20 protein-coding genes are annotated in these 24,677 nt (G+C 71.6%); 15 read left to right on the plus strand and 5 right to left on the minus strand.

Annotated features, from left to right (window positions below):
• Positions 1-385, plus strand: a 385-nt coding sequence (locus tag N1031_RS16700) for an HNH endonuclease signature motif containing protein (protein WP_259480897.1), incomplete at its 5' end; no start/stop codon positions are given.
• 220 nt (positions 386-605) lie between these two features.
• On the opposite strand, the gene N1031_RS16705 is transcribed toward N1031_RS16700, so the two are convergent.
• On the minus strand, positions 606-2,222 hold the full coding sequence (locus N1031_RS16705; protein ID WP_259480898.1) for an ATP-binding cassette domain-containing protein: 1,617 nt from the start codon (positions 2,220-2,222) through the stop codon (positions 606-608).
• 250 nt (positions 2,223-2,472) lie between these two features.
• Between N1031_RS16705 and N1031_RS16710 the strand changes: the two genes are divergently transcribed.
• A complete protein-coding gene (locus tag N1031_RS16710; RefSeq protein ID WP_259480899.1) occupies positions 2,473-4,707 on the plus strand; it encodes a S8 family serine peptidase in 2,235 nt (744 codons plus the stop codon).
• 42 nt (positions 4,708-4,749) lie between these two features.
• The gene (locus N1031_RS16715; RefSeq protein ID WP_259480901.1) at positions 4,750-5,916 is read left to right on the plus strand and encodes a glycerate kinase; all 1,167 of its coding nucleotides are present in this window, start codon (positions 4,750-4,752) and stop codon (positions 5,914-5,916) included.
• A gap of 45 nt (positions 5,917-5,961) precedes the next feature.
• On the opposite strand, the gene xylB is transcribed toward N1031_RS16715, so the two are convergent.
• Positions 5,962-7,416 carry a xylulokinase gene (gene xylB / locus N1031_RS16720; protein WP_259480902.1) on the minus strand — a complete coding sequence of 485 codons (1,455 nt, stop codon included), beginning with the start codon at positions 7,414-7,416 and terminating at the stop codon, positions 5,962-5,964.
• Positions 7,417-7,782: 366 nt separating this feature from the next.
• Here xylB and N1031_RS16725 point away from each other — a divergent pair, with 366 nt between their 5' ends.
• The 7 genes from N1031_RS16725 to N1031_RS16755 all read left to right on the plus strand — a co-directional run bounded on the left by N1031_RS16725 (position 7,783) and on the right by N1031_RS16755 (position 16,528).
• Positions 7,783-8,355, plus strand: coding sequence for a hypothetical protein (locus tag N1031_RS16725; protein ID WP_259480903.1), 573 nt, complete (start codon positions 7,783-7,785; stop codon positions 8,353-8,355).
• Between the two features lie 114 nt (positions 8,356-8,469).
• Positions 8,470-9,795, plus strand: coding sequence for a LacI family DNA-binding transcriptional regulator (locus tag N1031_RS16730; protein ID WP_259480904.1), 1,326 nt, complete (start codon positions 8,470-8,472; stop codon positions 9,793-9,795).
• A 268-nt stretch (positions 9,796-10,063) separates the two neighbouring features.
• A complete protein-coding gene (locus tag N1031_RS16735; RefSeq protein ID WP_259480905.1) occupies positions 10,064-10,843 on the plus strand; it encodes an L-ribulose-5-phosphate 4-epimerase in 780 nt (259 codons plus the stop codon).
• Positions 10,840-11,967: a multiple monosaccharide ABC transporter substrate-binding protein gene (gene chvE, locus N1031_RS16740; protein WP_259480906.1), complete on the plus strand. Its 1,128-nt coding sequence runs from the start codon at positions 10,840-10,842 to the stop codon at positions 11,965-11,967. Before N1031_RS16735 ends, chvE begins: the two co-directional genes overlap by 4 nt.
• 135 nt (positions 11,968-12,102) lie before the next feature.
• Positions 12,103-13,641, plus strand: a complete 1,539-nt coding sequence (gene mmsA, locus N1031_RS16745) for a multiple monosaccharide ABC transporter ATP-binding protein (RefSeq protein WP_259480907.1) — start codon at positions 12,103-12,105, stop codon at positions 13,639-13,641.
• 31 nt (positions 13,642-13,672) lie between these two features.
• A complete protein-coding gene (mmsB, locus tag N1031_RS16750; protein ID WP_259480908.1) occupies positions 13,673-14,914 on the plus strand; it encodes a multiple monosaccharide ABC transporter permease in 1,242 nt (413 codons plus the stop codon).
• 108 nt (positions 14,915-15,022) lie between these two features.
• A complete protein-coding gene (locus tag N1031_RS16755) occupies positions 15,023-16,528 on the plus strand; it encodes a sugar ABC transporter ATP-binding protein (protein ID WP_259480909.1) in 1,506 nt (501 codons plus the stop codon).
• A 143-nt stretch (positions 16,529-16,671) separates the two neighbouring features.
• Here N1031_RS16755 and galK read toward each other — a convergent pair whose 3' ends face one another.
• The gene (gene galK / locus N1031_RS16760) at positions 16,672-17,877 is read right to left on the minus strand and encodes a galactokinase (RefSeq protein ID WP_259480910.1); all 1,206 of its coding nucleotides are present in this window, start codon (positions 17,875-17,877) and stop codon (positions 16,672-16,674) included.
• Between the two features lie 103 nt (positions 17,878-17,980).
• Entirely contained in the window at positions 17,981-19,111 is a 1,131-nt protein-coding gene (gene galT / locus N1031_RS16765) for a galactose-1-phosphate uridylyltransferase (RefSeq protein ID WP_259480911.1), read from the minus strand.
• Between the two features lie 89 nt (positions 19,112-19,200).
• Here galT and N1031_RS16770 point away from each other — a divergent pair, with 89 nt between their 5' ends.
• From N1031_RS16770 to N1031_RS16790, 5 genes are all read left to right on the plus strand, one after another.
• Positions 19,201-20,004 carry a DeoR/GlpR family DNA-binding transcription regulator gene (locus N1031_RS16770; RefSeq protein WP_259480912.1) on the plus strand — a complete coding sequence of 268 codons (804 nt, stop codon included), beginning with the start codon at positions 19,201-19,203 and terminating at the stop codon, positions 20,002-20,004.
• A gap of 97 nt (positions 20,005-20,101) precedes the next feature.
• Positions 20,102-21,331: a multidrug effflux MFS transporter gene (locus tag N1031_RS16775; protein WP_375163647.1), complete on the plus strand. Its 1,230-nt coding sequence runs from the start codon at positions 20,102-20,104 to the stop codon at positions 21,329-21,331.
• 24 nt (positions 21,332-21,355) lie between these two features.
• On the plus strand, positions 21,356-22,081 hold the full coding sequence (locus N1031_RS16780) for a phosphatase PAP2 family protein (RefSeq protein WP_259480913.1): 726 nt from the start codon (positions 21,356-21,358) through the stop codon (positions 22,079-22,081).
• 75 nt (positions 22,082-22,156) lie between these two features.
• Complete coding sequence (gene menC / locus N1031_RS16785; protein WP_259480914.1) at positions 22,157-23,281, plus strand: o-succinylbenzoate synthase; 1,125 nt, start codon at positions 22,157-22,159, stop codon at positions 23,279-23,281.
• Positions 23,278-23,964 (plus strand): GNAT family N-acetyltransferase, encoded by a 687-nt coding sequence (locus N1031_RS16790; protein ID WP_259480915.1) that lies wholly within the window; start codon positions 23,278-23,280, stop codon positions 23,962-23,964. Before menC ends, N1031_RS16790 begins: the two co-directional genes overlap by 4 nt.
• Here N1031_RS16790 and N1031_RS16795 read toward each other — a convergent pair.
• Positions 23,933-24,646, minus strand: a complete 714-nt coding sequence (locus N1031_RS16795) for a hypothetical protein (RefSeq protein ID WP_259480916.1) — start codon at positions 24,644-24,646, stop codon at positions 23,933-23,935. The two genes, N1031_RS16790 and N1031_RS16795, sit on opposite strands and share 32 nt — an antisense overlap.
• Between the last annotated feature and the right edge of the window lie 31 nt (positions 24,647-24,677).

The raw sequence follows: 24,677 nt of genomic DNA on the forward strand, positions 1-24,677 counted from the left end.
CTCACCCCACACCGCCACCCTCTTCGGCGACCGGGGCGAAGTGCTCTACCACGGCAAGACGAAGCGACTCTTCACCCCCGCCCAGAACCGTGCCCTCGCCGCCCGAGACGGCGGATGCGTCTGGCCCGACTGCGATCGACCACCGTCCTTCTGTGAAACTCATCATGCAGACGAATGGGTCTCCGCCGATCATCCACCAGGCCGCACCGACATCGACAACGGCGTACTTCTCTGCCACTTCCACCACAGCCACCTGCACCGCTCATCCTGGAAACTGATCATGCGCGCAGGGGTCCCCCACCTCATCCCACCCCGCTGGATCGACACCACTCAGACGCCCATCCCGACCACCCGCCGACGCACCACCCAACGCCCAGCCGCCTGATCCGCGGTGCCCGCCCGCGAAACCCGGCCCGCACCCAACGTCGGCAAGCGCGCAGCACGCGCCAGTCCTCCGTCGACCCGACCATCTCCCCAACCCGCCGGATGGGACTGCCGCGCGCTCCGCGCTTGCCTTCGATGGTGACGGCTGGATCATCGACAGAAGACCAGGCCGGTCGATGGGCTCGCCGCATCGATCGATGCGCGATTGCGGCAGCGACTTCTCACCCCGAGTGCACCGGAGTGAGGGCGCCGTCACGGCCGAGGTGGAGCTCGGTGGTGAGGGCGAGGCGGTCGAGGAAGGAGCGGTCGTGGCTGACCACGAGAAGGGCGCCGCGGTAGTTCGCGAGTGAGTCGACGAGCTGGGTGACGCTGGGGAGGTCGAGGTCGTTCGTGGGCTCGTCGAGCAGGAGCAGCTGCGCGGGCGGATCGGCCAGCAGGAGCTGGGCCAGGGCCGCGCGAAAGCGCTCGCCACCGGAGATGCTGCGCACCGGGCGGTCGACCATCGACCCCCGCACGAGCAGGCGGGCGAGCTGGTTGCGGAGCTCGCCCGCGGGCACTCGTGGAGCGACCCGTTGAACGTTCGCGAGCACGCTCGCGTCGTCGTCGAGCGAATCGAGCCGCTGCGAGAGGTACCCGATGCGGTCCACGGCGACATCGGCCCGCGCGATGCCGAGGCCGGATGCGCGCGGGCCGTCACCCAGCAGCTGCCGCAGGAGGGTGGTCTTGCCGGCTCCGTTCGGCCCGGTCAGGGCCACGCGCTCAGGCCCCTGCATCACGAACTCGCGACCGTCGGTGCCGACGATCCGCGCGATGCGGCGGCCGGCCGGCACTCCGGGGTCGGGGAGACGGATCGTGATGTGGTCGTCGTCGCGCACCCGGGTCTCGGCGGCCTCGACGGCGCGCCGGGCGGCGGCGACCTTGTCGTCCATCAGGGCGCGCCGCGAGCCCTGCGCCTTCTCGGCGGAGTTGCGGCGGTCGTCGACGACAGCGCCGATGTACTTGCGGTTGGCCGCATCCTTCCGTCCCTGCCGCTCGCTGTGGGCGATCCGCTCCTCCGCCTGCACCCGCTGCCGCTTCTCGGTCTTGAGGGACTGCTCGGCGGCGCGCAGCGCACCGAGCGCGGCCGCCTGCTCCGCCTCGACCCGGGCCCGGTAGGCGCTGTAGGGGCCGCCCACGATGCTCAGCCCGCCCTCGCGCAGCTCGGCGGTGTCGTCCATGAGCTCGAGCAGGGTCGTGTCGTGACTCACCACGATCAGCGCTCCCCGCCACGTGCGCACCATCTCGTGCACGCGCTCGCGCCCGTCGGCGTCGAGGTTGTTGGTGGGCTCGTCGAGGAGGGCGACATCGGCCCGGCGCACCCTCACGCCGACCAGCGCCGCGAGCATCGCCTCACCGCCCGAGAGCGCAGAGGCGCGATGATCGAGACCGCGACCCTCGAGATCGAGACCGGCGGCCCCGAGAGCTGCGAGCGAGCGCTCCTCGACGTCCCAGTCGTCGCCGATGCGGTCGAACAGCTCCTGGTCGACCTCGCCGCGCTCCACGGCGCGGATCGCGTCGACGACCCCGCCGACACCGAGCAGATCGGCGACCGTGGAGGCCCGCCGTCGCGTGAGGTCTTGCGGCAGGTGGTCGACGACGCCCGTGGTCGTGATGGTGCCGCCCGTGGGGGTCAGTTCGCCGGCGATCAGCCGCAGCAGGGTGCTCTTGCCGACCCCGTTGAGGCCCACGAGCCCGGTGCGGCCGCGCCCGAAGGCGGCCGAGACGTGAGTGAGGGCCGGGATGCCGTCCGGCCAGGTGTACGAGACGTCGTGCAGCACGACGGAGGGGACGAAGGACATGGGTGTCTCCAGAAGGTGTCAGGGATGGCCGCTGACACGGGAGACGCGAGGATGTGCGTGAGCCGGTCAGCGAGGGACGCTGGAGCCTTGACCCGTCACGAGATGTCCTTGTCGATTCGCTCCCTGTCACGCGCGGGCTCGGATGCCGCAGGAGCGCGGCCACCAGTATGCCATGCCCGCCGCCGGGCGTCACCCGGCGGGTCGCTGATAGGGTCGGAGCACCGATGCTGGTGACGTGATGGGGGAGTTCGTGAGTCGTTCGACACGCCGGGGTGTTCGTGCTGGTGCGATCGGGGCGGTGGTGACGCTCGGCGTCGGGCTGCTCACCGCAGGCCTCGGGGGCGCCGCTAGCGCGGCTCCTCTGGGTGGTGCCGGTGTGCCGGCGGTCACCTCGGGCACGGCCGACGACTCGCTCTCGCCGCGGCTGCGGGAGCTCAGCGCCGGCGGTGGCGACCTCTCGGTCGAGGCGCTCGCCGCGGTCGCCCCTGAGCTCGGCGTCCCGCTCACCGGAGCGGGCAGCCTGCAGGTCGACGACGGCCGTGTCGCGGTGTCGGTGTACCTCGCGTCGGGCCCGAGCGACGCCGACCTCGCCGCCCTCGGCGCACTCGGCGAGGTGACGGCGTCGTCGACGCTCTTCCACCGGGTCTCGGCGCTCGTCGCCCCGGCCGACCTCGCCGCGGTCTCGGCCCTGCCGAACGTCACGACCGTGGCCGAGGCGCTCGCCCCGGCCACGGGCGCGGATGCGTCGGTGACGACGGACGCGGTGAAGGGCGCGATCGCGACGGCGACGTCGGCGACCTCCACGGCGGCGACGGCAGCGGCCGACGCCGACGCCGACGACTCCTGCCGCACGGTCGACGCCAACCTCGTGCCGCCGCTCGGCGTCGACACCGCCTGGTCCGACTACGGCGTCACCGGCGCGGGCATCACGATCGGTGTCATCTCCGACTCCTTCGCGAGCGCCCCCGGTTCCGTCACCACCCCCGCCGAAGACGTCGCCGCCGGGCTCCTCCCCGGCCCCGGCAACCCCTGCGGCGACGAGACCCCCGTCGAGGTCGTCACCGAGGGTGCCGACTCCGGCACCGACGAGGGCCGCGCCATGGCACAGCTCGTGTACAGCATCGCGCCGGGTGCGCGCATCCTGTTCGCCGCCGCAGGCACCGACGAGCTCACCTTCCACGACGCCATCCTCGACCTGGCGGATGCGGGTGCCGACGTGATCGTCGACGACATCACCATGTTGAGCGACCCGTTCTACCAGGACGGCCCGATCGGCTGGGCCGTGGAGCAGGTGACCGCCCGCAACGTCGCCTACCTCGCGGCGGCGGGCAACTTCACCACCCTCGGCGAGGAAGGGTACCCGAGCGCCGGGTACCCGCTCACCTCCTACGAGGCGCTCGAGTACCAGCCCACCACCTGCCCCGACGGCGTGCTCGAGCAGGTGATCGACCCGACCACGGTCGACTGCCTCGACTTCGACCCGGGCGCGGGCGAAGATGCGACGAACACCCTCACTCTCAAGGGCGGCAGCCTCACCGTCGACCTGCAGTGGGCCGAGGCGGTCGGTGCCGCCGAGGGCGCATTCCGGTTCGCCATCGAGACCCCGGCGGGCATGTGGCTGATCAGCCCCGCCAACGCGGCGACGCTGCCGAACGTCATCGGGAGCATCACCACCACGCCGGGCGAGTACGACTTCGCGATCATCCGCGACACCTCGTCGGGGCCCGCGAGCGAGGTCACGCCCCGCATCAAGGTGCTCCTCGCCGACCGCGGCCAGACCGCCGCCGCCGAGTACTTCGAGAGCGGTGACGGCGTGGTGATCGGCCCGACCATCACCGGTCACGCCGGCAACCAGGACACCATGGCGGTCGCGGCGGCACCGTTCGACGACCCCCTCGAACCCGAGAGCTACACCTCGGGCGGTCCGGTCACGCACCTGTTCGACTACCAGCCCGAGATCTCGCCGATCGCCACGCCCTACCCCGAGCCCGTCGTGATCGACAACCCGGCGTTCATGAGCGTCGACGGCGGCTACACCAACTTCTTCGGCGACCCGGTGAGCGACGGCGTGTACGCCTTCTACGGCACCTCGGCCGCCTCGCCCGCGGCGGCCGCGGTGATGGCCCTCGGCATGCAGCTGCGCCCGGATGCGTCGGTCGCCCAGCTGCGCGAGGCGCTCACGAGCACTGCGCAGGCCGTCGACGTGTCGCGGCCGGGCATCGAGCCGTCGAACCTCACCGGCTCGGGACTCATCGACTCGGTGGCCTACCTCGCCGCGGTCGACGCGCTGCCGAAGCCCGCGCCGACTCCCACGCCGACCCCGACTCCCACTCCGACCACGGCTCCGGCCGGCGGCGATCAGCTCGCGGCCACGGGCACGACGCCCGAGTCGGTCGGGATGCTCGCCGGCCTCGGTGCGCTCGCGATCGCCCTCCTCGCCGCGGGTTCGGTGCTGCTGCGCGCGCGTCGAGCCCCGCGCCGGTGAACGGGCGCGGCGCATCCGTCGCCATCGTGATGTGATCGTCGCATGAGCGCACGCGTGGTGTTCGCCCCGGATTCGTTCAAGGGCACGATCTCGGCCGCCGAGGCCGCGGAGTGCCTGGCGGAGGGCTGGCGGAGCGTGCGCCCGCACGACGAGGTCGTGCTCGCGCCGATGGCCGACGGCGGCGAGGGCGTGCTCGATGCCGTCGAACGGTCGGTGCCCGGGAGCGAGCGCCGGCCTGTGACGGTGACGGCCCCCGACGATCGAGTGGTGGAGAGCTCGTGGCTGCTGCTTCCCGCTGCGGCGGGTGAAGAGGGCCCCACCGGCGTGATCGAGCTGGCCTCGACCAGTGGCATCACGATGCTGCCGCGCCTGCGGCCGCTCGAGGCGCACACGCTCGGTTTCGGGCAGGCCGTGCGGGCCGCCCTCGATGCGGGAGTGCATCGGCTCGTGCTGGCGATCGGCGGCAGCGCGTCGACCGACGGTGGGGCGGGCCTGCTCGCCGAGCTCGGCGCGCGTCTGCTGCGGGCGGACGGCACGCCCGCCGTGCCTGGGAACGCGGGGCTCGGCGAGATCGCGCGCGTCGACCTGTCCAGGATGCGGAGCCTCCCGGCCGGGGGCGCCGTCGTGCTCGGCGACGTCACGAATCCGCTGCTCGGCCGGGACGGCGCCGTCGCCGTGTTCGGTCCGCAGAAGGGTATCGGGGTGTCGATGGCCGCTCCGGCCGAGGCGCGGCTGGCGCACTTCGCCGGGGTGCTCCAGACAGCGTGCGGCACCGACCCGGAGGTGCCGGGGACGGGCGCGGCCGGTGGCACCGGCTTCGCGCTGCTGGCGTGGGGCGCCGGACTGCAGAGCGGTGCGGAGGCCGTGGCCGAAGTGATCGGTCTCGCGCGAGCGGTCCAGGGCGCGGATGCCGTGGTGACCGGCGAGGGCCGCTACGACGGGCAGTCGGAGTCGGGCAAGGTGCCGTCGCAGGTACGGAGCACGGCGAGGAGCGCGGGGGCGAGCGCCTTGCTGGTGGCCGGTGCCTTCGGTGCGGAACCGCAGGGGTTCGACGACGCGGTGTCGCTGGTGGAGCTCGCGACGAGCTCGGAGGGCGAGGACGCGGGCGGGGAGCTCCCCGAGGCGGGTGCCGCCGCGGCCATGGCGGACCCGCATCGGTGGCTGCGCACGGCGGGTGCGGTGCTCGCGGAGCGTTTCGCCGACCGGTGAACCCGCGGCGCGGCGACGCCGTGGGGGCTGTGCGCCGCGTGACGTTCAGTCGGCGGTGCGGCCCGCGTGCGCGGCGTACTGGCGGCGGATGACGGGCTGCGGATCGGGCCGGGAAGCCGCCACGACGGTGACCGGCCACGACGGCCGCTCCCCGCTCAGCACCCACGCGGCTTGGGTGGCGGCCCCGTCGGCCACGTACTCTCCCGGCGCCGGAACCGTCACGGGCACGTCGAACACCTGTGCCGCCACCGCCTGAACGGCCGGGTTGAGCGCCGCTCCGCCGATGAGCAGGATGCGCGCCGGCACCACCCCGACGGCCCGCACGGCGTCGAGGCCGTCGGCGAGCCCGCAGAGCAGTCCCTCGACGGCGGCGCGCGCCAGTCCCGCGCGGGTCGTGGTGGCCAGCGTGAGGCCGAACAGCGTGGCGGTGGCGTCGGGCAGGTTCGGTGTGCGCTCGCCCTCGAAGTAGGGCAGCAGCACGAGACCCCCGGCGCCCGGCTCGGCCTCGAGCGCGAGTCGGCCGAGCTCGTCGTGATCGACCCCGAGCAGCCCGGCGGCGGCATCCAGCACCCGCGCCGCGTTGAGGGTGGCCACGAGCGGGAGGTAGGCGCCGGAAGCATCGGCGAAGCCCGCGACCGCCCCTGTGGCGTCGGCGGAGGGCTGCGGCGTCACCGCGAACACCGTTCCGCTCGTGCCGATCGACACGACGACGTCTCCCTCGCGGGCTCCGAGTCCGAGGGCGGCGCCGGCGTTGTCGCCCGCCCCCGGCCCTACGGCGAGGCCGGCGGGCACGTTCACGACCGTGCCGGTCGACGAGCGCGCATCGAAGCCGGCCATCGTGCCCGCCGCCTCGGCGGGACCGAGCACGCGGGGGAGCACGACGTCGTGACCGAGGGAGGCGACGAGCAGCTCGCGGTCGTAGTCCTCGAGCCGGGGGTTCCAGTACGAGGTGCCGCTCGCGTCGGACCGGTCGGTGACGAGCTCGTCGAGCACCGGACCGAGCGGTGCGGCCCCGGCGGGCCCGAATCCGCGGAGGCGCCACGTGAGCCAGTCGTGCGGGAGGGCCACGGCGGCCACCCTGGCGGCGGCCTCCGGCTCGGCGTCGCGCAGCCAGCGGAGCTTGGTGGCCGTGAACGACGCCACGGGCACCGAGCCCGTGCGGTGGGCGAGGGAGGCCGCGCCGAACTCCTCGATGAGCTCACGGGCGGCACCTGCCGAGCGGGTGTCGTTCCAGAGCAGGGCCGGGCGGATCACCTCGCCCCCCGCATCCAGCACCACCATGCCGTGCTGCTGCCCCGCGATCGAGATCGCGGCCACGTCGTCGAGTCCGCCGGCGTCGAGCAGGGCCTCGACGAGGGCGTCCCACCAGGTGGCGGGGTCGACCTCGGTGCCGGCCGGATGCGCGGCGCGGCCCGAGCGCACGAGGGCCCCGCTGTCGAGGTCGCGCACGACGACCTTGCAGCTCTGCGTGGACGAGTCGATGCCGGCGACGAGCGTCATTGGTGTCTCCCGAAGAAAAAGTTCTGACTCACAACATATGGCAGCGGGGTGCGTGCGCACAATCCCGCGCCGATCGGCTCTTGTGCTGGGGCGACCACGACCGCTAATGTCGTAAACCGCGACACACGGTCGCCCAGAATCACGAGGGAGGTGAACACCATGATCAACACGAAAAACCTTACGGCCCCGAAGACACCGGGCCTGAGCTTCGGCACCATGGCGCTTCCCCCGTTCCTCCTCGCAGACTGACTCGGTTCGAGACGGTCGGGCTCTTCACCGAGCCTCGACTCGCATCTCGCTGACGTCGTCTGCCAGGTTCGCCGGACGCGTCCTCCCATCAGTCATCGTCGTCCAGAGGATTCCCCCGTGTTCACGTCATCTCATCGCGCGCTCGACAGCGCGCTCCTTCACCTCCACGGTCACGAACCCGTGTCGTGGATCGATCCCCAGGAGTTCGGTCGCGGTCTCGCGGCCGGCACCCTCCGTCGCGAGTGGACCTGGCTCGCCTTCGTCGACACCACCCCCGTCGCCCGCGGCGTGTGGTGGGGCCCCGTCGGCTCCGTGCATCCCGTGGCGCTGCGGTGCCTCGTCGTCGACGAGACCCTGCCGCACCCCGAGGTGTGGGCCGCGGCCCTCATCCGCTCGGCCCACCGGGCCTTCGCCGAGGCCGGTGCACTGCTCGTGCCCGATCTCGTGGTGGAGGCGAGCGCCGACCCGGCCGACGCCTCTGCTGTGGCGGCGGCGCTGGCCTGGCGGCGCCTAGCGGCCGCCGACGCCGGACTCCCGGCCGAACAGGTGCTCGAGTCGGTTGCGCCCTCGGCAGTGGCCGAGCGCGCAACCGACGCCGGTCCCGCGAGCGAGCGTGTGACGCGTCACACCTTCTCGTCGCGTTCCCTCACCGTTCCGCATCCGCGCGTTCTCGCGGGCGCGGGGCGGTGACCCCTCGCCTCTCGCCGTCTGCGGTGTGACAGTCACATCGCAGACGGCGAGATGGCATGATGGAGGGGCGTTCTCGTCGTGTGAACGTGCACATGGTTCCAGCGAAGGTGAGCGATGAGCGAGGCCCCGGGCGACGGCAGGCGCTCGCGTGCGCCCAGCATCCGCGACGTCGCGCGCCTCGCGGGAGTGTCTCACCAGACCGTCTCCCGCGTGCTCAACAACCACCCGAGCATCCGCGACGAGACCAAGGCGCGCGTGCTCGAGGTGATGGAGCAGCTGCAGTACCGGCCCAACCGCGCGGCACGGGCGCTCGTCACCAGCCGTTCGCGCACCATCGGGGTGCTCACCTCGTCGCGGTCGGAGTACGGTCCGTCGTCGAGCATCCAGGCCATCGAGGAGGCGGCGCTCGACGCGGGCTACCTCGTGATCACGGCCAACGCCGACGGCAACTCGAGCGCCTCGATCGCCCGGGCCATCACGCATCTGCTCAACCAGGCGGTCGAGGGGATGGTGGTGATCGCGCCCCAGGTGCGCGTGTTCGACACCATCGCCGAGATGCGGCTCGACCTGCCGTTCGTCACGCTGCAGTCGTCGGGGCGGCTCAACGACCACACGCTGTCGGTCGACCAGATCTCGGGGGCGCGACAGGCCACCAGGCACCTCATCGAACTCGGGCACCGGGGCATCTACCACCTGGCCGGGCCGCAGGACTGGATCGAGGCCGAGGCGCGCATGGAGGGGTTCCTGCGCGAGATGAGCGACAACGACGTTCCGACGACGGCGCCGATCCTGGGGGACTGGACGGCGGAGTTCGGCTACCACGCCGGGCGCGAACTGCTGCGGGTGCGCGACTTCACGGCGATCTTCTCGTCGAACGACCAGATGGCACTGGGGCTCGTGCATGCCATCCGCGACGCCGGGCTCGACGTGCCGCGCGACATCAGCGTGGTGGGGTTCGACGACATCCCCGAGGCGGCGCACTTCTGGCCGCCGCTCACGACCGTGCGGCAGGACTTCGCCGAGCTCGGCCGGCGTGCGATCGCGGTGCTGGTCGAGAGCGCAGAGCGCGCCGAGCGGGCGGAGGGCGCTGCCGAGGCCGATGAGCCCGACCGCGGTGAGATCGCCGAGGGGGTGCCGGATGCGCGGGGTGACGAGCTCGGCGAGGGCGACCGCGCGGCGGGGGATCCCGGTGCGGCGGGCCGGGATGCGGATGCCACCGGCGAGGCGGGCCAGCGGGCTCGAGGTCGCGCCGGCCGCGGAGTGTGGCGCCGTGTCGCCGGCGGCGCCGAGCCCGCCCTCGACGACGGGCGCGCGCACGCCGCGGACGGTGCTGCACCGCGCTCTGGTGGGCCGGGTGAACCGGACGAGTCGGCCGACGAGGTCTTCATCCCGACCACGCTCGTGGTGCGTTCGTCCACGGCGGCCCCGGCCTGGCGCTGACCTCGCGCATCCCGCGCGTCTCTGGGCCTCGACGGGTGGCCGCAGGCGGCGGCGAGGAACGCGCACGAGGGGTCCGACGAGGTCAGTTATCGAAACGAGACAATCGCGGGTTGACACATCGGGCGCACACGGGGCTAACATGATCGAGATGTGACCGTTCACATCACGCGACATGTGAACGGTCACACGAGACGAAGGAGTCCCACGACATGCTGTCAGCCGCACCGCACCCGCTCACCGAGCGGGCCCACCACCAGCAGGTGGCGGCATGAGCGGCTTCGGACCCGAGATCGAGGTCGGCATCGCGCGCCTCCGCGCCGAGATCGCCGCGCTGCACTCCGAACTCACCCGCTACGGGCTCGTCGTGTGGACCGGCGGCAACATCTCCGGCCGTGTCTCCGGCGCCGACCTCTTCGTCATCAAGCCCTCCGGCGTCTCGTACGACCAGCTCGCCCCCGAGAACATGATCCTCTGCGACCTCGACGGCGACGTCATCCCCGACACCCCGGGCGCCGCCCGCGCCCCCAGCGTCGACACCGCCGCGCACGCCCACATCTACCGCGAGCTGCCCGAGGTCGGCGGCATCGTGCACACCCACTCGCCCTACGCGGCCGCCTGGGCGGCGCTCGGCGAGCCCATCCCGTGCATCGCCTCCACCACGCTGCAGGAGTTCGGCGGCGACATCCCGGTCGGCCCCGACGCGCCCACGCGCGCCACCGCCGAGATCGGCCGCGGCGTCGTCGAGACGCTCCGTGGTCACGCCTCGCCCTCGGTGCTCATGCCCGGCCACGGGCCGTTCAGCCTGGGCCCGGATGCGCGCAGCGCCGTGAAGGCGGCCGTGCTTCTCGAAGACGCGGCCCGCGTCGCGCACCTCGCGCGCCAGCTCGGCGAGCCCCGCCGCTACGGCGCGCCCGCCGGCACCACCCGGGCCGGCGCCCCCAGAACCTCCCCTCGCACCACGTCCCGTTCCGAGAAACACCCTCCCGAACCACCGAAACCGAAACAGACGACGAAGTCCCTCACCACCACACGAAAGGAAACACAGTGAAGATCAAGACACTGCTCGCCGGAGTCGCCACGGGCGCACTCATGGTCAGCCTGGCCGCCTGCTCCTCCGGCGGCAGCGGCGGAAGCACCGACGGAGGCGGCGGAGGCGGCGGCCTCATCGGCGTCGCGATGCCGACGAAGTCGTCGGAGCGCTGGATCCAGGACGGCGACGCCGTCAAGGAGCAGCTGGAGGCCGCCGGCTACACCGTCGACCTGCAGTACGCCGAGGACGACATCCCCACCCAGGTCTCGCAGATCGAGAACATGATCACCAAGGGCGCCGAAGCCCTCATCATCGCCTCGATCGACGGCACCACGCTCACCAGCGTGCTGCAGGAGGCGGCCGACAGCGATATCCCGGTGATCGCCTACGACCGTCTCATCCGCGACACCGAGAACGTCGACTACTACGCCTCCTTCGACAACTACAAGGTGGGTGTGCAGCAGGCCAACTCGGTGCTGAACGGCCTGGGCCTCGTCGACCTCGAGGGCGCCCCGATCGACGGCGCCCCCGCGGGCCCGTTCAACATCGAACTGTTCGCCGGTTCGCCCGACGACAACAACGCCACGTTCTTCTGGAACGGCGCGATCGACACCCTCCAGCCCTACATCGACGAGGGCACCCTCGTCGTGAAGAGCGGCCAGGAGGACTTCGAGCAGGCCGCCACGCTCCGCTGGGACGGTGAGACCGCCCAGAAGCGCATGGAGAACATCCTCACCTCCACCTACTCCGACGGTTCCAAGGTGAACGGCGTGCTCTCGCCCTACGACGGCATCTCGCGCGGCATCATCTCGGCCCTCACCGACGCCGGCTACACGGTCGGTGCGGAGTGGCCCGTCATCTCGGGTCAGGATGCGGAGCTCGACTCGGTCAAGGCGATCGTGGCCGGCGAGCAGTACGCGACCATCTTCAAGGACACCCGCAACCTCGCGAAGGTGGCCGTGGACATGGCGACGGCGCTGCTCGAGGGCAACGAGCCCGAGACCAACAACACCACCGACTACGACAACGGCGTGAAGGTCGTGCCGAGCTACCTGCTCGAGTCGCAGATCGTGGTGAAGGACAACATCACCGAGGTCCTGGTCGACTCCGGCTACTGGACCGAAGAGGAGATCAACGGCTGATCCGAGGATCCGGCCGTCGATCCCTTCGACACCACGACCGAGGCCCCGGCCGCGTGACCAGCGCGGCCGGGGCACCGGTCGGTTCCCTCCCACCGCACCACCCCGTCGACCCGAGGCCAGGAAAGGCACACTTCCATGACGGATGATCGCACCAACATCCTGGAGATGCGCGGCATCACCAAGACCTTCCCGGGCGTGAAGGCGCTGCAAGACGTGACCATCCACGTCCGCCGCGGCGAAGTGCACGCCATCTGCGGCGAGAACGGCGCAGGCAAGTCCACCCTGATGAAGGTGCTCTCGGGGGTGTATCCGCACGGCACCTACGACGGCGACATCGTGTTCGAGGACGAGGTGGTCTCGTTCCGCGACATCCGCGACTCCGAGGCCAAGGGCATCGTCATCATCCACCAGGAGCTGGCGCTCAGCCCCTACCTCTCCATCGCCGAGAACATCTTCCTCAACAACGAGCTGAAGGGCCCGCTGGGGCTCATCGACTGGAACAAGACCAACCACGAGGCGGCGTCGCTGCTGGCGCGGGTGGGCCTGCGCGAGAACCCCACCACGAAGGTGCGCGACATCGGCGTGGGCAAGCAGCAGCTGGTGGAGATCGCGAAGGCGCTCTCCAAGCGGGTGAAGCTGCTCATCCTCGACGAGCCCACCGCGGCGCTCAACGACGAGGACTCCGACCACCTGCTGAACCTCATCCTGCACCTCAAGGAGCAGGGCATCACGTCGATCATCATCAGCCACAAGCTGAACGAGATCAAGAAGGTCGCCGACTCGGTCACGGTCATCCGCGACGGCAAGACGATCGAGACGATCGCGAAGACCGACGTGACCGAGGAGCGCATCATCAAGGACATGGTGGGGCGCGACCTCGAGCACCGCTATCCCGACCACACGCCGCACATCGGCGAGGAGATCTTCCGCGTCGAGGACTGGACCGCGCACCACCCGCAAGACCCGAGCCGGGTGATGGTGGATGCGGTCAACCTCGACGTGCGGGCCGGCGAGATCGTGGGCATCGCGGGCCTCATGGGTGCCGGGCGCACCGAGTTCGCGATGAGCGTGTTCGGCCGCAGTTACGGATCCCGCATCTCGGGTCGCGTGTTCGTGAAGGGCAAGGAGGTGAAGACCCGCACGGTCGCCGAGTCGATCGAGAACGGGCTCGCCTACGCCACGGAGGACCGCAAGACCTTCGGCCTCAACCTCATCGACGACATCAAGCGCAACATCTCGATGGCCGCCCTCGGCAAGCTGGAGCGCTTCGGCATCGTCGACGACGGCAAGGAGTTCCAGGTCGCCAACGAGTACCGCAAGAGCATGAACATCAAGGCTCCGAGCGTGCTCGCGAAGACCGGCAAGCTCTCCGGCGGCAACCAGCAGAAGGTGGTGCTGTCGAAGTGGATCTACTCCGATCCCGACGTGCTCATCCTCGACGAACCCACCCGCGGCATCGACGTGGGGGCGAAGTACGAGATCTACAGCATCATCAACAAGCTCGCCGCCCAGGGCAAGGGCATCATCGTGATCTCGTCGGAGCTGCCCGAGCTGCTGGGCATCTGCGACCGCATCTACGCCCTCTCGGAGGGCCGCATCACCGGTGAGCTGCCGATCGCCGAGGCGAGCCCTGAATCGCTGCTCAAACTCATGACCATGGAAAAGCCCCGCTAGCGCGCGCTTGCGGAGAGGAGAATCTACGACCATGTCCGACCTCGAGACGAAGCCGTCCGACACCACGGCCGCGGGCGCGCAAGTCAACCCCGTCGACAACAAGTTCACCGAGCGCATCAGCCACATCCTGGGCGACCTCGGCAAGAACGGCATCTTCATCGCCCTCATCCTGGTGGTGGTGCTGTTCAGCATCCTCACCAACGGCATCCTGCTGAGGCCCCAGAACATCTCCAACCTGATCGTGCAGAACGGGTACATCCTCGTGCTGGCGATCGGCATGGTGATGGTCATCATCGCCGGTCACATCGACCTCTCCGTGGGGTCGGTGGCCGCGTTCGTCGGCGCCGTGTCGGGCGTGTTCGCCGTGCAGTGGGGGCTGCCCTGGTGGCTGTCGATCATCCTGTCGCTGCTCGTCGGCGCCCTGGTGGGCGTGTGGCAGGGCTTCTGGATCGCCTTCGTGGGCATACCCGCGTTCATCGTGACGTTGGCGGGCATGCTCATCTTCCGCGGGCTCGCGCTCGTGGTGCTCGGCAACGCGAACATCGGCTCGTTCCCGGCGGAGTACCGCGCGCTCGGCAACGGCTTCCTCACCGACGTGTTCGGCGAGTTCGAGCTCGACCCGCTCACGCTCGGCATCGCGGCGCTCGCGATCGTGGCGCTCGTCGTGCAGCAGTTCCGCACCCGCCGTGGCCGTCAGAGCTACGGGCAGGAGGTGGAGCCCTTCGCCTGGTTCATCGCCAAGCTCGTGCTCGTGGCCGTGGCCATCGGGCTGTTCGCCTTCGCGCTCGCCTCGTACAAGGGCATCCCGGTCACGCTCATCGTGCTGGCCGTGCTGGTGCTCATCTACGGCGTCGTCATGAACCGGTCGACCTTCGGCCGCCACGTCTACGCCATCGGCGGCAACCTGCACGCGGCCGAGCTCTCGGGCATCAAGACCCGCAACGTCACCTTCTGGCTGTTCGTGAACATGGGCTTCCTCGCCGCCCTGGCGGGCCTCATCTTCACCGCGCGACTCAACCTCGCGGGCCCGAAGGCCGGTGACGGCTTCGAGCTCGAGGCCATCTCGGCGGCGTTCATCGGCGGCGCGGCGGTGCAGGGTGGTGTGGGCACCATCGGCGGCGCGATCATCGGTGGTCTCATCATCGGTGTGCTCAACAACGGCATGTCGATCATGGGCATCGGCATCGAGTGGCAGCAGGCCGTGAAGGGTCTCGTGCTGCTGCTGGCCGTGGCGTTCGACGTGTACAACAAGCGCCGCTCCGGAGGGCGCTGACGCGCATCCCGAGTACCGTTCCCGAGCCGCCGGGCTCCGCTCCGCCGCGTTGTGGCGAGGCGGAGGCCGGCGGCTCGACCGTGTGGGGGCGTGCGGCAGGATGGGAGTGTGAGCAGCATGGCCGAAGGTGACGTGTTCCGGTTCGGGCTGGCGGGCCGCGGCGAGCTCCTGGCGCGAGGCGGCGAGATCGCGGTGGCGCTCGGCGGGCCGTCCTCGGGGCTCGGGGGCGTGGCGGCCGAGGTGGTGCGGCGCATCGCGCGGGGTTCGCGGCGGCAGCCCGTGTACGGGTTCGTCGGGCGGCGCCGAGGGCTGGCGCCCGCGCTCGGGGTGGCCGAGAACGTGTTCATGGGCAACGAGCGGATGCGCGGCTCGGGTCTGCTGCAGTGGGGCGTCGACTGGGAGGCCACGCGGCGCGAGGCGGGGGAGCTGCTGCGGGAACTGGGGAGTTCGGCGGCTCCGACGTCGCCGGCCGCCGGGCTGGGGGAGTTCGACCGGCTGATCGTGGAGATCGCGCGGGCGCTGGTGCGCGAGGCCGTGCTGCTCGTGCTCGACGAGCCCTTCGCCGAGCTCGACCAGGGCGAGGCGGCGCGGCTGGTGGCGGCGCTGCGCGTGGTGGTGGAGCGCGGGGTCGCGGTTCTCGTGCTGAGCGAGCGGCCGCATGCGGCGCTCGGCTACGCCGACGCGGTGAGCGTGGTGCGCGACGGCGAGGTGGTGTCGATGCGGGTTCGCGGCGAGTGGGCGGCGGATGCGCGGGGTGCGGCGGATGCGGTGCTGCGGGACGTGCTCACCGAGATGGTCGCCGGGCGCGCGCTCGTGTCGGCGCTGGAGGGGCGCGCATCCGGAGCCGTCGGCGATGCGGAGGCCGCCGAGCTGCCCCTCCTCGAGGTATCGCACTGGACGGTGCGCGACACCGTTCAGCCCGAGAGGGTGCTCGTCGAGGACGTGGGCTTCGCGGTGGCGCCGGGCGAGATCGTGGGGCTCGCGGGCTTCAGCGGATCGGGCGCCGACGCGCTGCTGCTCAGCGTGTACGGTCAGTCGGAAGGCACGAAGGCTGGGGGTGTCGTCGCTGTGCTGGGCGCCGAGGTCGACACGGCGACCGTGGAGAAGGCGATCGCCGCCGGGCTGTACCTCGTGGCGGGCGATCCGCCGCGGTATCGGCTGCGTTTCATCGGTGGTCTCGCGGTGCCGGTGTCGGCGTCGTCGGTGCCGCGGCTCGCCGCGCTCGGGCTGATCGACCGCGACAGCGACACCGACCCGGGCGACGGTGTCGGGGGGCGCCTGCTCGGGGCCGTGCGCTCGTTCGGGCGCTCGGGCAGCGGCCCTGACCAGGTCGCGGGCCTCATCCGCGAGTTCCCCGCGTCGGAGCGCGCGGTGCTGCTGCTGAGCGACCCCACGAAGGGCCTCCCGGAGGCGCGCCGCCACGAGGTACGCGCCGGCATCCGCGCGGTCGCCGCCGCGGGCAAGGGCGTCGTGCTCGCCTCCCCCGACCTCGCCGAGCTTGCGCAGCTCTGCGACCGTGTCGTGGTGCTCGCCGACGGTCGCGTCACCGGCGAGTGGCGCCCCGCATCCCCGCCCCCGCTTCCCGGCCTCGCGGCCCTCCTCGCCCCGCGCTGAGGTACGTCAGCTCGAGCCGTCCCGTCCCGTCGAGTCCACCCTGTCCCATTCGAGTGGGCGAAATCGGTCGCTACACCCGCGGGACAGCGACTGATTGCGCCCACTCGAGGGGGACGCGAGGACGCGGGTCGCGCGGGCGCGGGTCAGAGGGGGAGGCGGGAGGCGCCGTCGGAGGGGGTGACTTCGAAGACGACGGGGGTGACGTAGCCGGCGGCGGCGAAGGCGGCGAGCTGGGCTTCGCGCAGCGACTCGACGCGGGAGCGGTGGATGAGGGCGATCGCCGATCCGCCGAAGCCGCCGCCGGTCATGCGGGCGCCGACGGCGCCGTGCACCCGGGCGACCTCCACCGCGAGGTCGAGCTCGGGCACCGAGATCTCGAAGTCGTCGCGCATGGAGGTGTGCGAGGCATCCAGCAGCTCGCCCACCGCGCCGGCGCCCGAGGCGCGGAGCGTCTTGACGAGCTCGAGCACCCGCTCGTTCTCGGTGATGACGTGGCGCACGCGGCGGAAGGTCTCGTCGTCGAGCAGCTGCTCGGCGCGGGCCAGATCGTCACGGGAGAGGTCGCGCAGCGTGGTGACCCCGAGCACAGCGGCGCCCTTCTCGCACGAGGCGCGCCGGGCGGCGTAGCCGCCGGTGGCGTGCTCGTGCTCCACGCGGGTGTCGGTGACGACGATCGTGAGCTCCTCGTCGTGCAGCCCCAGCGGCACCACCGAGGAGTCGAGCGAGCGGCAGTCGAGCAGCACGGCCGAGTCGGGCTTCGACAGCAGCACCGCCGACTGGTCCATGATGCCGGTGGGCGCGCCCACCACCTCGTTCTCGGAGCGCTGCCCGATCTTCGCGAGCGTCTGCCGGTCGAAACCGAGGCCCCACAGCTCGTTCACCGCCAGCGCCACGACGCTCTCGAGCGCCGCCGACGACGACAGGCCCGCCCCCACGGGGATGTCGGAGACGAGGTAGAGCTCGATGCCCTGCACCCGCTCGAGGTCGGCGCCGAACGCCCCGGCAGCCCAGATGGCGCCCAGTGGATAGGCGCTCCACCCCGAGATGGTGTCGGGAGCGAGCTGGTCGAGCGAGATCTCCACCTGCTCGTCGGTGAACGACGACGCGACCCTGAGCATCCGGTCGCCCCGCTCGCGCACCGCCATGACGGTGTGCTTGTCGATGGCGAAGGGCAGCACGAAGCCGTCGTTGTAGTCGGTGTGCTCGCCGATGAAGTTGACCCGCCCGGGGGCCGCCCAGAGCGAGGTGGGGGCCTGGCCGTAGCGCTCCTCGAATCCGGCGACGACCGCGGTGAGCAGCTCGTCGGAGGGGAGCGGGGAGCCGGAGGGGGTGGCGCTGGTGTCGGTCATGGTCTGCTCGCTAGTCGGTGGGGCGCCGGATGCGCGGGGTCGGGTTGGGGGAAGGGGGCGGATGCGGTGCCGCTCGGAAGGAGAGTCGGGCGCGCCGACCGGGTCAGGCGCGCTCGATGGCCTCGCGGATGAGCGCCGCGCTCGCCTCGGGTGGCACGTCGCCGATGAACGCGCCCATGGCGGCCTCGGAGCCGGCCAGGAACTTCATCTTGTCGACCGCGCGGCGCGGCGAGGTGATCTGCAGCATGAGCCGGATGTCGTCGCGGTGCGCGTGCACCGGCGCCTGGTGCCAGGCCGCAATGTAGGGCGTGGGCGTGTCGTAGATGGCGTCGACGCCGCGCAGGATGCGCTGGTAGAGCACCGCCAGCTCGTCGCGCTCGTCGCCCGAGAGGCCGGCGAAGTCGGGTACGTGCCGGTGCGGCAGCAGGTGGATCTCGAGGGGCCAGCGCGCCGCGAAGGGCACGAAGGCGGTGAAGTGCTCGCCCGCGAGCACGACGCGGTCGCCGGCCTGCTCGAAGGCCAGGATGTCGGCGAAGAGCCCAGGGCCGTACTTCTCGATCGACGAGATGAGCCGCTGCGTCTTCGGCGTGATGTAGGGGTAGGCGTAGATCTGGCCGTGCGGGTGGTGCAGGGTGACACCGATGGCCTCGCCGCGGTTCTCGAACGGGAAGACCTGCTCCACGCCGGGGAGCTCGGAGAGCGCGGCGGTGCGGTCGGCCCAGGCCTCCACCACGGTGCGTGCGCGGCCCGGGGGCAGCGTGGCGAACGATCCTTCGGTGGAGGGGCTGAAGCAGACCACTTCGCAGCGGCCGACCGAAGGACGGGTGCGGCCGAGTCCGACGCTGCCGAGTTCGGCGAGAGCGGCCTGGTCGTCGTAGCCGGCGCCGGTGACCTCGGCGAGGTCGGGGCCGAACGAGGGCGACTTGTTCTCGAACACGGCCACGTCGTAGAGGCTCGGCACCTCGGTGAGGTTCTCAGGTGTGGAGGGGGCCAGCGGGTCGAGGTGCTTCGGCGGCAGCATGACGCGGTTCTGGCGCGCGGCGGCGATGGAGATCCACTCGCCGGTGAGCGCATCCTGCCGCATGGTGGCGACGGGAGGGCGCGGGGTGACGGGCCGGAGGTCGGGGGCGCGGTCGGGGTCGAGGGTGCTGCCGGCGTCGTCGAAGTAGATGAGCTCGCGACCGTCGGAGAGGTGGTGCACGCGCTTCGTGATGCCGTGGGAGAGCTGAGTCACCACCACAGTTAGCCACTTTCGTTTGCACAAGTCAAGTCGAAAACTGCTTGAGCATTGACAAGCAAATGAAGTGAAACGAAACTAATGGGATGCCCCATGACGCCGAGCAGCTCCCCGCGGCCCTGCGGCGCGAACGCATCATCGCGCTCATCGCCGCGAGCGGCTTCGTGCGGGTCGCCGAGCTCAGCCGCGAGTTCGGGGTGTCGGAGGTCACGGTGCGCTCCGATCTCGACGCGATCGAGCGCGAGCATCCCATCGACCGCGTGCACGGCGGGGCGGTCATGCGGGGGTCGACGGTGCGCCGTGAGGAGCCGTTCGAGGCCGCGCTCGCGAGCGCTGCCGAGGAGAAGCGGCGCATCGGGGTGGCGGCCGCCGCCCTGGTGACGAGCGGGTCGAGCATCCTCCTCGACGTGGGCACCACCCCCGCCGCGGTGGCGGCCGCGCTGCTCGAGCGCGACGAGCTCGACGACGTGGTCGTCGTGACGAACAGCCTCACCACGGCGCTCGCGCTCGAGCCCGCCATCCCGCGCTTCACCGTGGTGGTCACGGGCGGTACCCTCCGGCCGCTCCAGCACTCCCTCGTGGCGCCCTACGCCTCGCAGCTGCTCGACGAGCTGCACGTCGACCTGGCGTTCCTCGGCGGCACCGGCGTGCATCCCGAGCGGGGCGTCACCAACGTCAACCTGGCCGAGACCGAGCTGAAGAGACGGATGCTGCTGGCCGCCGACCGCGCGGTGATCGTGGCCGACGCCTCGAAGCTGGGCGTGGTCGACCTGGGACGCATCGGGCGCATCGAGGAGTTCGACGTGCTCGTCACCTCGCCCGGCGGGCCGGACGGCCGGGACGGCCTCGACGGATTGGCCGAACGGGGCCTCGAGGTCGTCGTGGCCTGACTAGACTCGTTCGGACGCCGACGGAACGTGCCGCGAGCGCCCTCTTTCCATCGTCGGAATCGATCGCGGGCCGCGGCCCGCAGGATTGCACTGCCCTGTGACTACCGTCGTCCACCCCGGTGACTCGCTCGCCGGCCGCCAGCGTCTGCTCTACGTCCTCATCCTGGGTGCCCTCACGGCGCTCGGGCCGTTCACCATCGACCTCTACCTCCCCGCCTTCCCGGTGCTGGAGGCCGATTTCGACGTCTCGGCGGCGATGATCCAGCTCACCCTCACGGGTACGACCGTGGGGTTCGCGCTGGGGCAGCTGATCGTCGGCCCGTGGAGCGACCGGGTGGGGCGGCGGCTGCCGCTCATCCTGGCGACCGCCGTGCACGTGCTGGCCTGCATCGGTGCCGCGGTGGCGCCCGACATCTGGACGCTCGGGGTGTTCCGGGTGCTGCAGGGCGTGGGTGCGGCCGCCGGCGGTGTGGTGGCGATGGCCATGGTGCGCGACCTCTTCGGAGGGCGGCGCCTCGTGGTGATGCTCTCGCGGCTGGCGCTGGTCTCGGGGCTCGCGCCGATCGTGGCGCCCGTGCTGGGGTCGCAGCTGCTGCTCGTGATGGACTGGCGCGGCATCTTCTGGGTGCTCGCCGCGTACGGAGCGCTCGTGATCGTGGCGGTGACGCTCGGCATCCGCGAGACGCTGCCCGTGGAGCGGCGGCACGACGCCGGGCACACCACCGTCGGCCAGCGCTATCGGGCCGTGCTCACCGACCCGGTGTTTGTGGGGGTGGCGCTCATCGGAGGCATGACCTTCACCGGGCTGTTCTCCTATCTCTCGGCGAGCTCGTTCCTGTTCCAGCAGGTGTACGGCTTCGACGCGCAGCAGTACGGGGTGCTGTTCGCGGTGAACTCGCTCGGCGTGGTGGGCGGGGTGCAGCTGTCGTCGCGGCTCGCGCGCTGGATCGGGCCGCAGTGGCTGCTCGCCGGCTCGACCGTGCTGCTGCTGGTGTTCGCGGCGGCCATCATCGTCGCCGACCGGGCGGGGCTCGGGCTCTGGGGCACGCTCATCCCGCTCTGGCTCTTCATCTTCGCCTGCGGCCTCACCTTCCCGTGCGTGCAGGTGCTCGCGCTCAACGACCACGGGCACGAGGCCGGCACCGCGGCGTCGTTGCTGGGTGCGGTGAACTTCGGGATGGCCGGGGCGATCTCGCCGCTCGTGGGGGTGCTGGGCATCGGGAGCTCGACCCCGATGGCCTCGGTGATGGCGGGAACGGCGGCGGTGAGCATCCTGGCGCTGTGGCTCGTGGTGCGGCCGTGGCGGGTGCCGGCCCTCGCGAGGTGAGGGATGCGGCGGTAGTCTCACGGGATGCCGACCGAGCCGCCCGCTGAACCCACAGGACCTGCCGGCGTCGCCGAGCCCGGCGCGGCCGCCGTGCCGGCGCGGGTCGCGAGGCGGTGGCCCGTGGTGTCGGCCGCCGTGGCGCTGCTGCTCGTGGGGCTGCTCGCACTCGTGCTCGGGCTGCGGCACAACCCGCTGCCGTTCGCGATCGACACGGAGTGGATGGAAGAGATCGTCGAGCACCGCTCGCCGGTGTGGGACGTGCCGTCGCTCGTCATGAACTCGCTCGGCGGAGGGGTGATCGCCACGTTCGTGGTGCCGCTGGGGGTGATCGCGGCGCTGCTGGTGTTCCGCAGGCCCTGGGCGGCGCTCTATTTCGTGCTCGCCGTGGCGCTCTCGGCCGGGGTGGTGCAGGTGCTCAAGACGCTCGTGGGGCGGGCGCGGCCCGAGGACATGCTCGTGGTCTCCGACTTCGGGTCGTTCCCCTCGGGGCACTCGGCGAACGCGGCCACGCTCGCGGTGGCGTTGGGGATCGTGTTCGCGCGCGCCTGGGTGTGGGTGGCCGGTGCCGCCTACACGGTGCTCATGATGCTCAGCCGCACCTACCTGGGTGCGCACTGGCTGAGCGACACGGTGGGCGGGATGCTGCTGGGCGCGGGCGTCGCCGTGCTGCTCTGGGCGCCGTTCGCGCTGAAGTTGTACACAGAGCGGTCTGCTCTCCACAGGCCGATCTGGATTCGTACCGCTTCGTAGCCGCAGACGGTAGCGTCGTGCCATGAGAACAGAGTGGTCGTGCGCCGCCGCTGTCGCGGTCGGGCGGGTGTGAGCATGCTGCCGGTCGAGATCGGGGCGGTGGAGCTGCACCGCATCGGCATGCCGCTGGTGCGCCCGTTCGAGACGAGCTTCGGGCGGCAGACCGAGCGCGACGTGCTGCTGGTGCGGGTGCTCACGGCCGACGGCGGCGAGGGCTGGGGCGAGTGCGTCGCCATGGCCGACCCCGTCTATTCGAGCGAGTACGTGCAGGGTGCGGCCGAGGTGATCGAGCGCTATCTCGCGCCGGCGCTGCTGCGGGCGCGCACGGTGCGGGCTTCCGACGTGGCGTCGGTGCTCGACTTCGTCATCGGGCACCGCATGGCCAAGGCGGCCCTCGAGACGGCGGTGCTCGATGCCGAGACGAGGGCGGCGGGAATCAGCTTCGGCGAATACTTCGGGGCCGTGCGGCCCGAGGTCGACTGCGGGGTGTCGGTGGGTATCGCGCCGTCGATCGACGCGCTGCTCGACGAGGTGTCGGGTTACGTGGAGGCGGGGTACCGCCGCATCAAGCTCAAGATCAAGCCCGGGTGGGACATCGAGCCCGTCGCCGAGGTGCGCGCACTGCTCGGGCCCGGGGCGCTGCTGCAGGTCGACGCCAACACGGCCTACACCGCCGAGCACATCGACCACCTGCGGCAGCTCGACGACTACCGGCTGCTGCTCATCGAGCAGCCCTTCATCGAAGAAGACATCGCCACGCACGTGGCGCTCGCGCGGGCCATCGACACCCGGGTGTGCCTCGACGAGTCCATCACCTCGGTGGGTGTGGCCGTCGACGCGATCGCGCGCGACGCCACCTCGGTCATCAACATCAAGGCGGGCCGGGTGGGGGGCTACCTCGAGGCGGTGCGCATCCACGACGCCTGCCTCGACCGCGACGTGCCCGTCTGGTGCGGCGGCATGCTCGAGACCGGGGTGGGGCGAGCGGCCAACGTGGCGCTCGCCGGGCTGCCGGGGTTCACGCTGCCGGGCGACACCTCGGCTTCCGACCGCTACTTCGCCGAAGACCTCACCGAGTCGTTCGTGCTCGTCGAAGGGCGTCTCGCCGTGCCGACGGGGCCGGGCTCGGGGGTGACGGTGCGCACCGAGCTGCTCGCGGAGTGGCGCACGCGGCCGGTCGAGCTGCTCACACGGGCGTGACGGCGGGCCGCGTGGGCGGGGAGCCGGGCCGCGTGGGCGGGGAGCCGGGGCCGGTCGTGCTGGAGGCGGGCGGGCCGGGGGCGGTTCGCATCCGCACGGCCACCGGGGCGGATCGACGGGTGATCGATGAGATCTGCCGGCGCACCGGAGACGCGGGAGGGGATGCGCGCGGCTCGGGGATCGATCTCGACGAGTTGGTCGCCCGCTACGTCGACCCCTACCTCGAGCTCGAGCCGGCGCTCGCCGTGGTGGGCGAGACGGCGGCGGGTGAGGTGGTGGGTTACGCGCTCGGGACGGTCGACACCGCCACGTTCGCGCGACGGTGGCGGGGCGGCGCCCCGGCCGACAGTCACGCCGCCCACGTAGGGGGCGGCGCCGCGGCCGAACGGGAGCGTTGGGCGGAAGAGCTGATGGTGCCGGAGATCGCGGAGTATCCGTCGCACCTGCACATCGACTTGCTGCCCGAGGCGCAGGGGCGTGGACTCGGGCGGCGGCTGATCGAGGAGGTCGTGCGGCGGCTGACCGCGGCTGGATCGTCGGGGGTGCACCTCGGGGTCGACCCCCGCAACGCAGGAGCGCTGACGTTCTATCCGCGGGTCGGGTTCACCGAGGTGCGGCGAGACCCCGAGGTGGTGGTCTTCGTGCGCGGGCTCACGCCACCACGAGCACCGACGGTGACATGAGGGCGATGAGGATCAGGGCGAACGCCGCGATCGTGCCGGCGACGGCCGCGCGCCCGGCCCAGGGCCAGCGCTCGAACCAGTAGAGCAGCTCGGGCAATTCGGCGCGCAGCCGGTCGGCCGTGATCGGGGTGTCGAGCCGCTGCACGGGAACGGGGTAGGCGGTGGCCACCGCGTCGAGCGAGTCGTCCGACCAGAACTCGCCGCGCATCCGGAGCAGGAGCGCCCCGGAGCCGTCGAGCAGGAAGAGCTGCCGGGTGGTGTCGCTGCTCGCGCCGGCGTAGACGTCGACCAGCACGACCGAGGCGATCCGCTTGGCCGAGATGCGGTTGTCGTGCACGAAGAACCCGCGCTCGACGAGTCCGTCGCGGGCGAGCCGGATGCTCACGCCCCGCAGCAGAGCCGCCCCCACGAGATAGAGCACCGCGATGAACACGAACGCGATCACGACGCGCGGCCAGGTGCCGCGCGGGATCGCGAACCACAGCATCGCCGCGATCACCGGGAGCGTCAGCGCGGCCGCGACCAGGCGCGTCTGCGACACGATCTGCCGCCGCAGCCGCAACACACGCACCGAGTCGCGCCCCGAGCCCGGATCGCGGCTCGAGCGCCGCCCCCGCGCGGTCTCGGCATCGGCGCCTCGCTCCTCGTCGCGCACGACACCCTCCCGCACCCCTGCCCCCATGCCCTCGACCCTACGGAGCCAGAGCGCCCCT

The sequence above is a fragment of the Herbiconiux moechotypicola genome, assembly GCF_024979255.1.
In the GTDB taxonomy this organism is placed as follows: domain Bacteria; phylum Actinomycetota; class Actinomycetes; order Actinomycetales; family Microbacteriaceae; genus Herbiconiux; species Herbiconiux moechotypicola.

Coding starts and splice junctions, on each gene's coding strand:
- N1031_RS16770 (WP_259480912.1), top strand. CDS start 19,201: ATGCCCCATGACGCCGAGCAGCTCCCCGCGGCCCTGCGGCGCGAACGC.
- mmsA (WP_259480907.1), top strand. CDS start 12,103: ATGACGGATGATCGCACCAACATCCTGGAGATGCGCGGCATCACCAAG.
- N1031_RS16735 (WP_259480905.1), top strand. CDS start 10,064: ATGAGCGGCTTCGGACCCGAGATCGAGGTCGGCATCGCGCGCCTCCGC.
- N1031_RS16780 (WP_259480913.1), top strand. CDS start 21,356: ATGCCGACCGAGCCGCCCGCTGAACCCACAGGACCTGCCGGCGTCGCC.
- N1031_RS16730 (WP_259480904.1), top strand. CDS start 8,470: ATGAGCGAGGCCCCGGGCGACGGCAGGCGCTCGCGTGCGCCCAGCATC.
- galK (WP_259480910.1), bottom strand. CDS start 17,877: ATGACCGACACCAGCGCCACCCCCTCCGGCTCCCCGCTCCCCTCCGAC.
- N1031_RS16705 (WP_259480898.1), bottom strand. CDS start 2,222: ATGTCCTTCGTCCCCTCCGTCGTGCTGCACGACGTCTCGTACACCTGG.
- N1031_RS16715 (WP_259480901.1), top strand. CDS start 4,750: ATGAGCGCACGCGTGGTGTTCGCCCCGGATTCGTTCAAGGGCACGATC.
- mmsB (WP_259480908.1), top strand. CDS start 13,673: ATGTCCGACCTCGAGACGAAGCCGTCCGACACCACGGCCGCGGGCGCG.
- menC (WP_259480914.1), top strand. CDS start 22,157: ATGCTGCCGGTCGAGATCGGGGCGGTGGAGCTGCACCGCATCGGCATG.
- N1031_RS16795 (WP_259480916.1), bottom strand. CDS start 24,646: ATGGGGGCAGGGGTGCGGGAGGGTGTCGTGCGCGACGAGGAGCGAGGC.
- xylB (WP_259480902.1), bottom strand. CDS start 7,416: ATGACGCTCGTCGCCGGCATCGACTCGTCCACGCAGAGCTGCAAGGTC.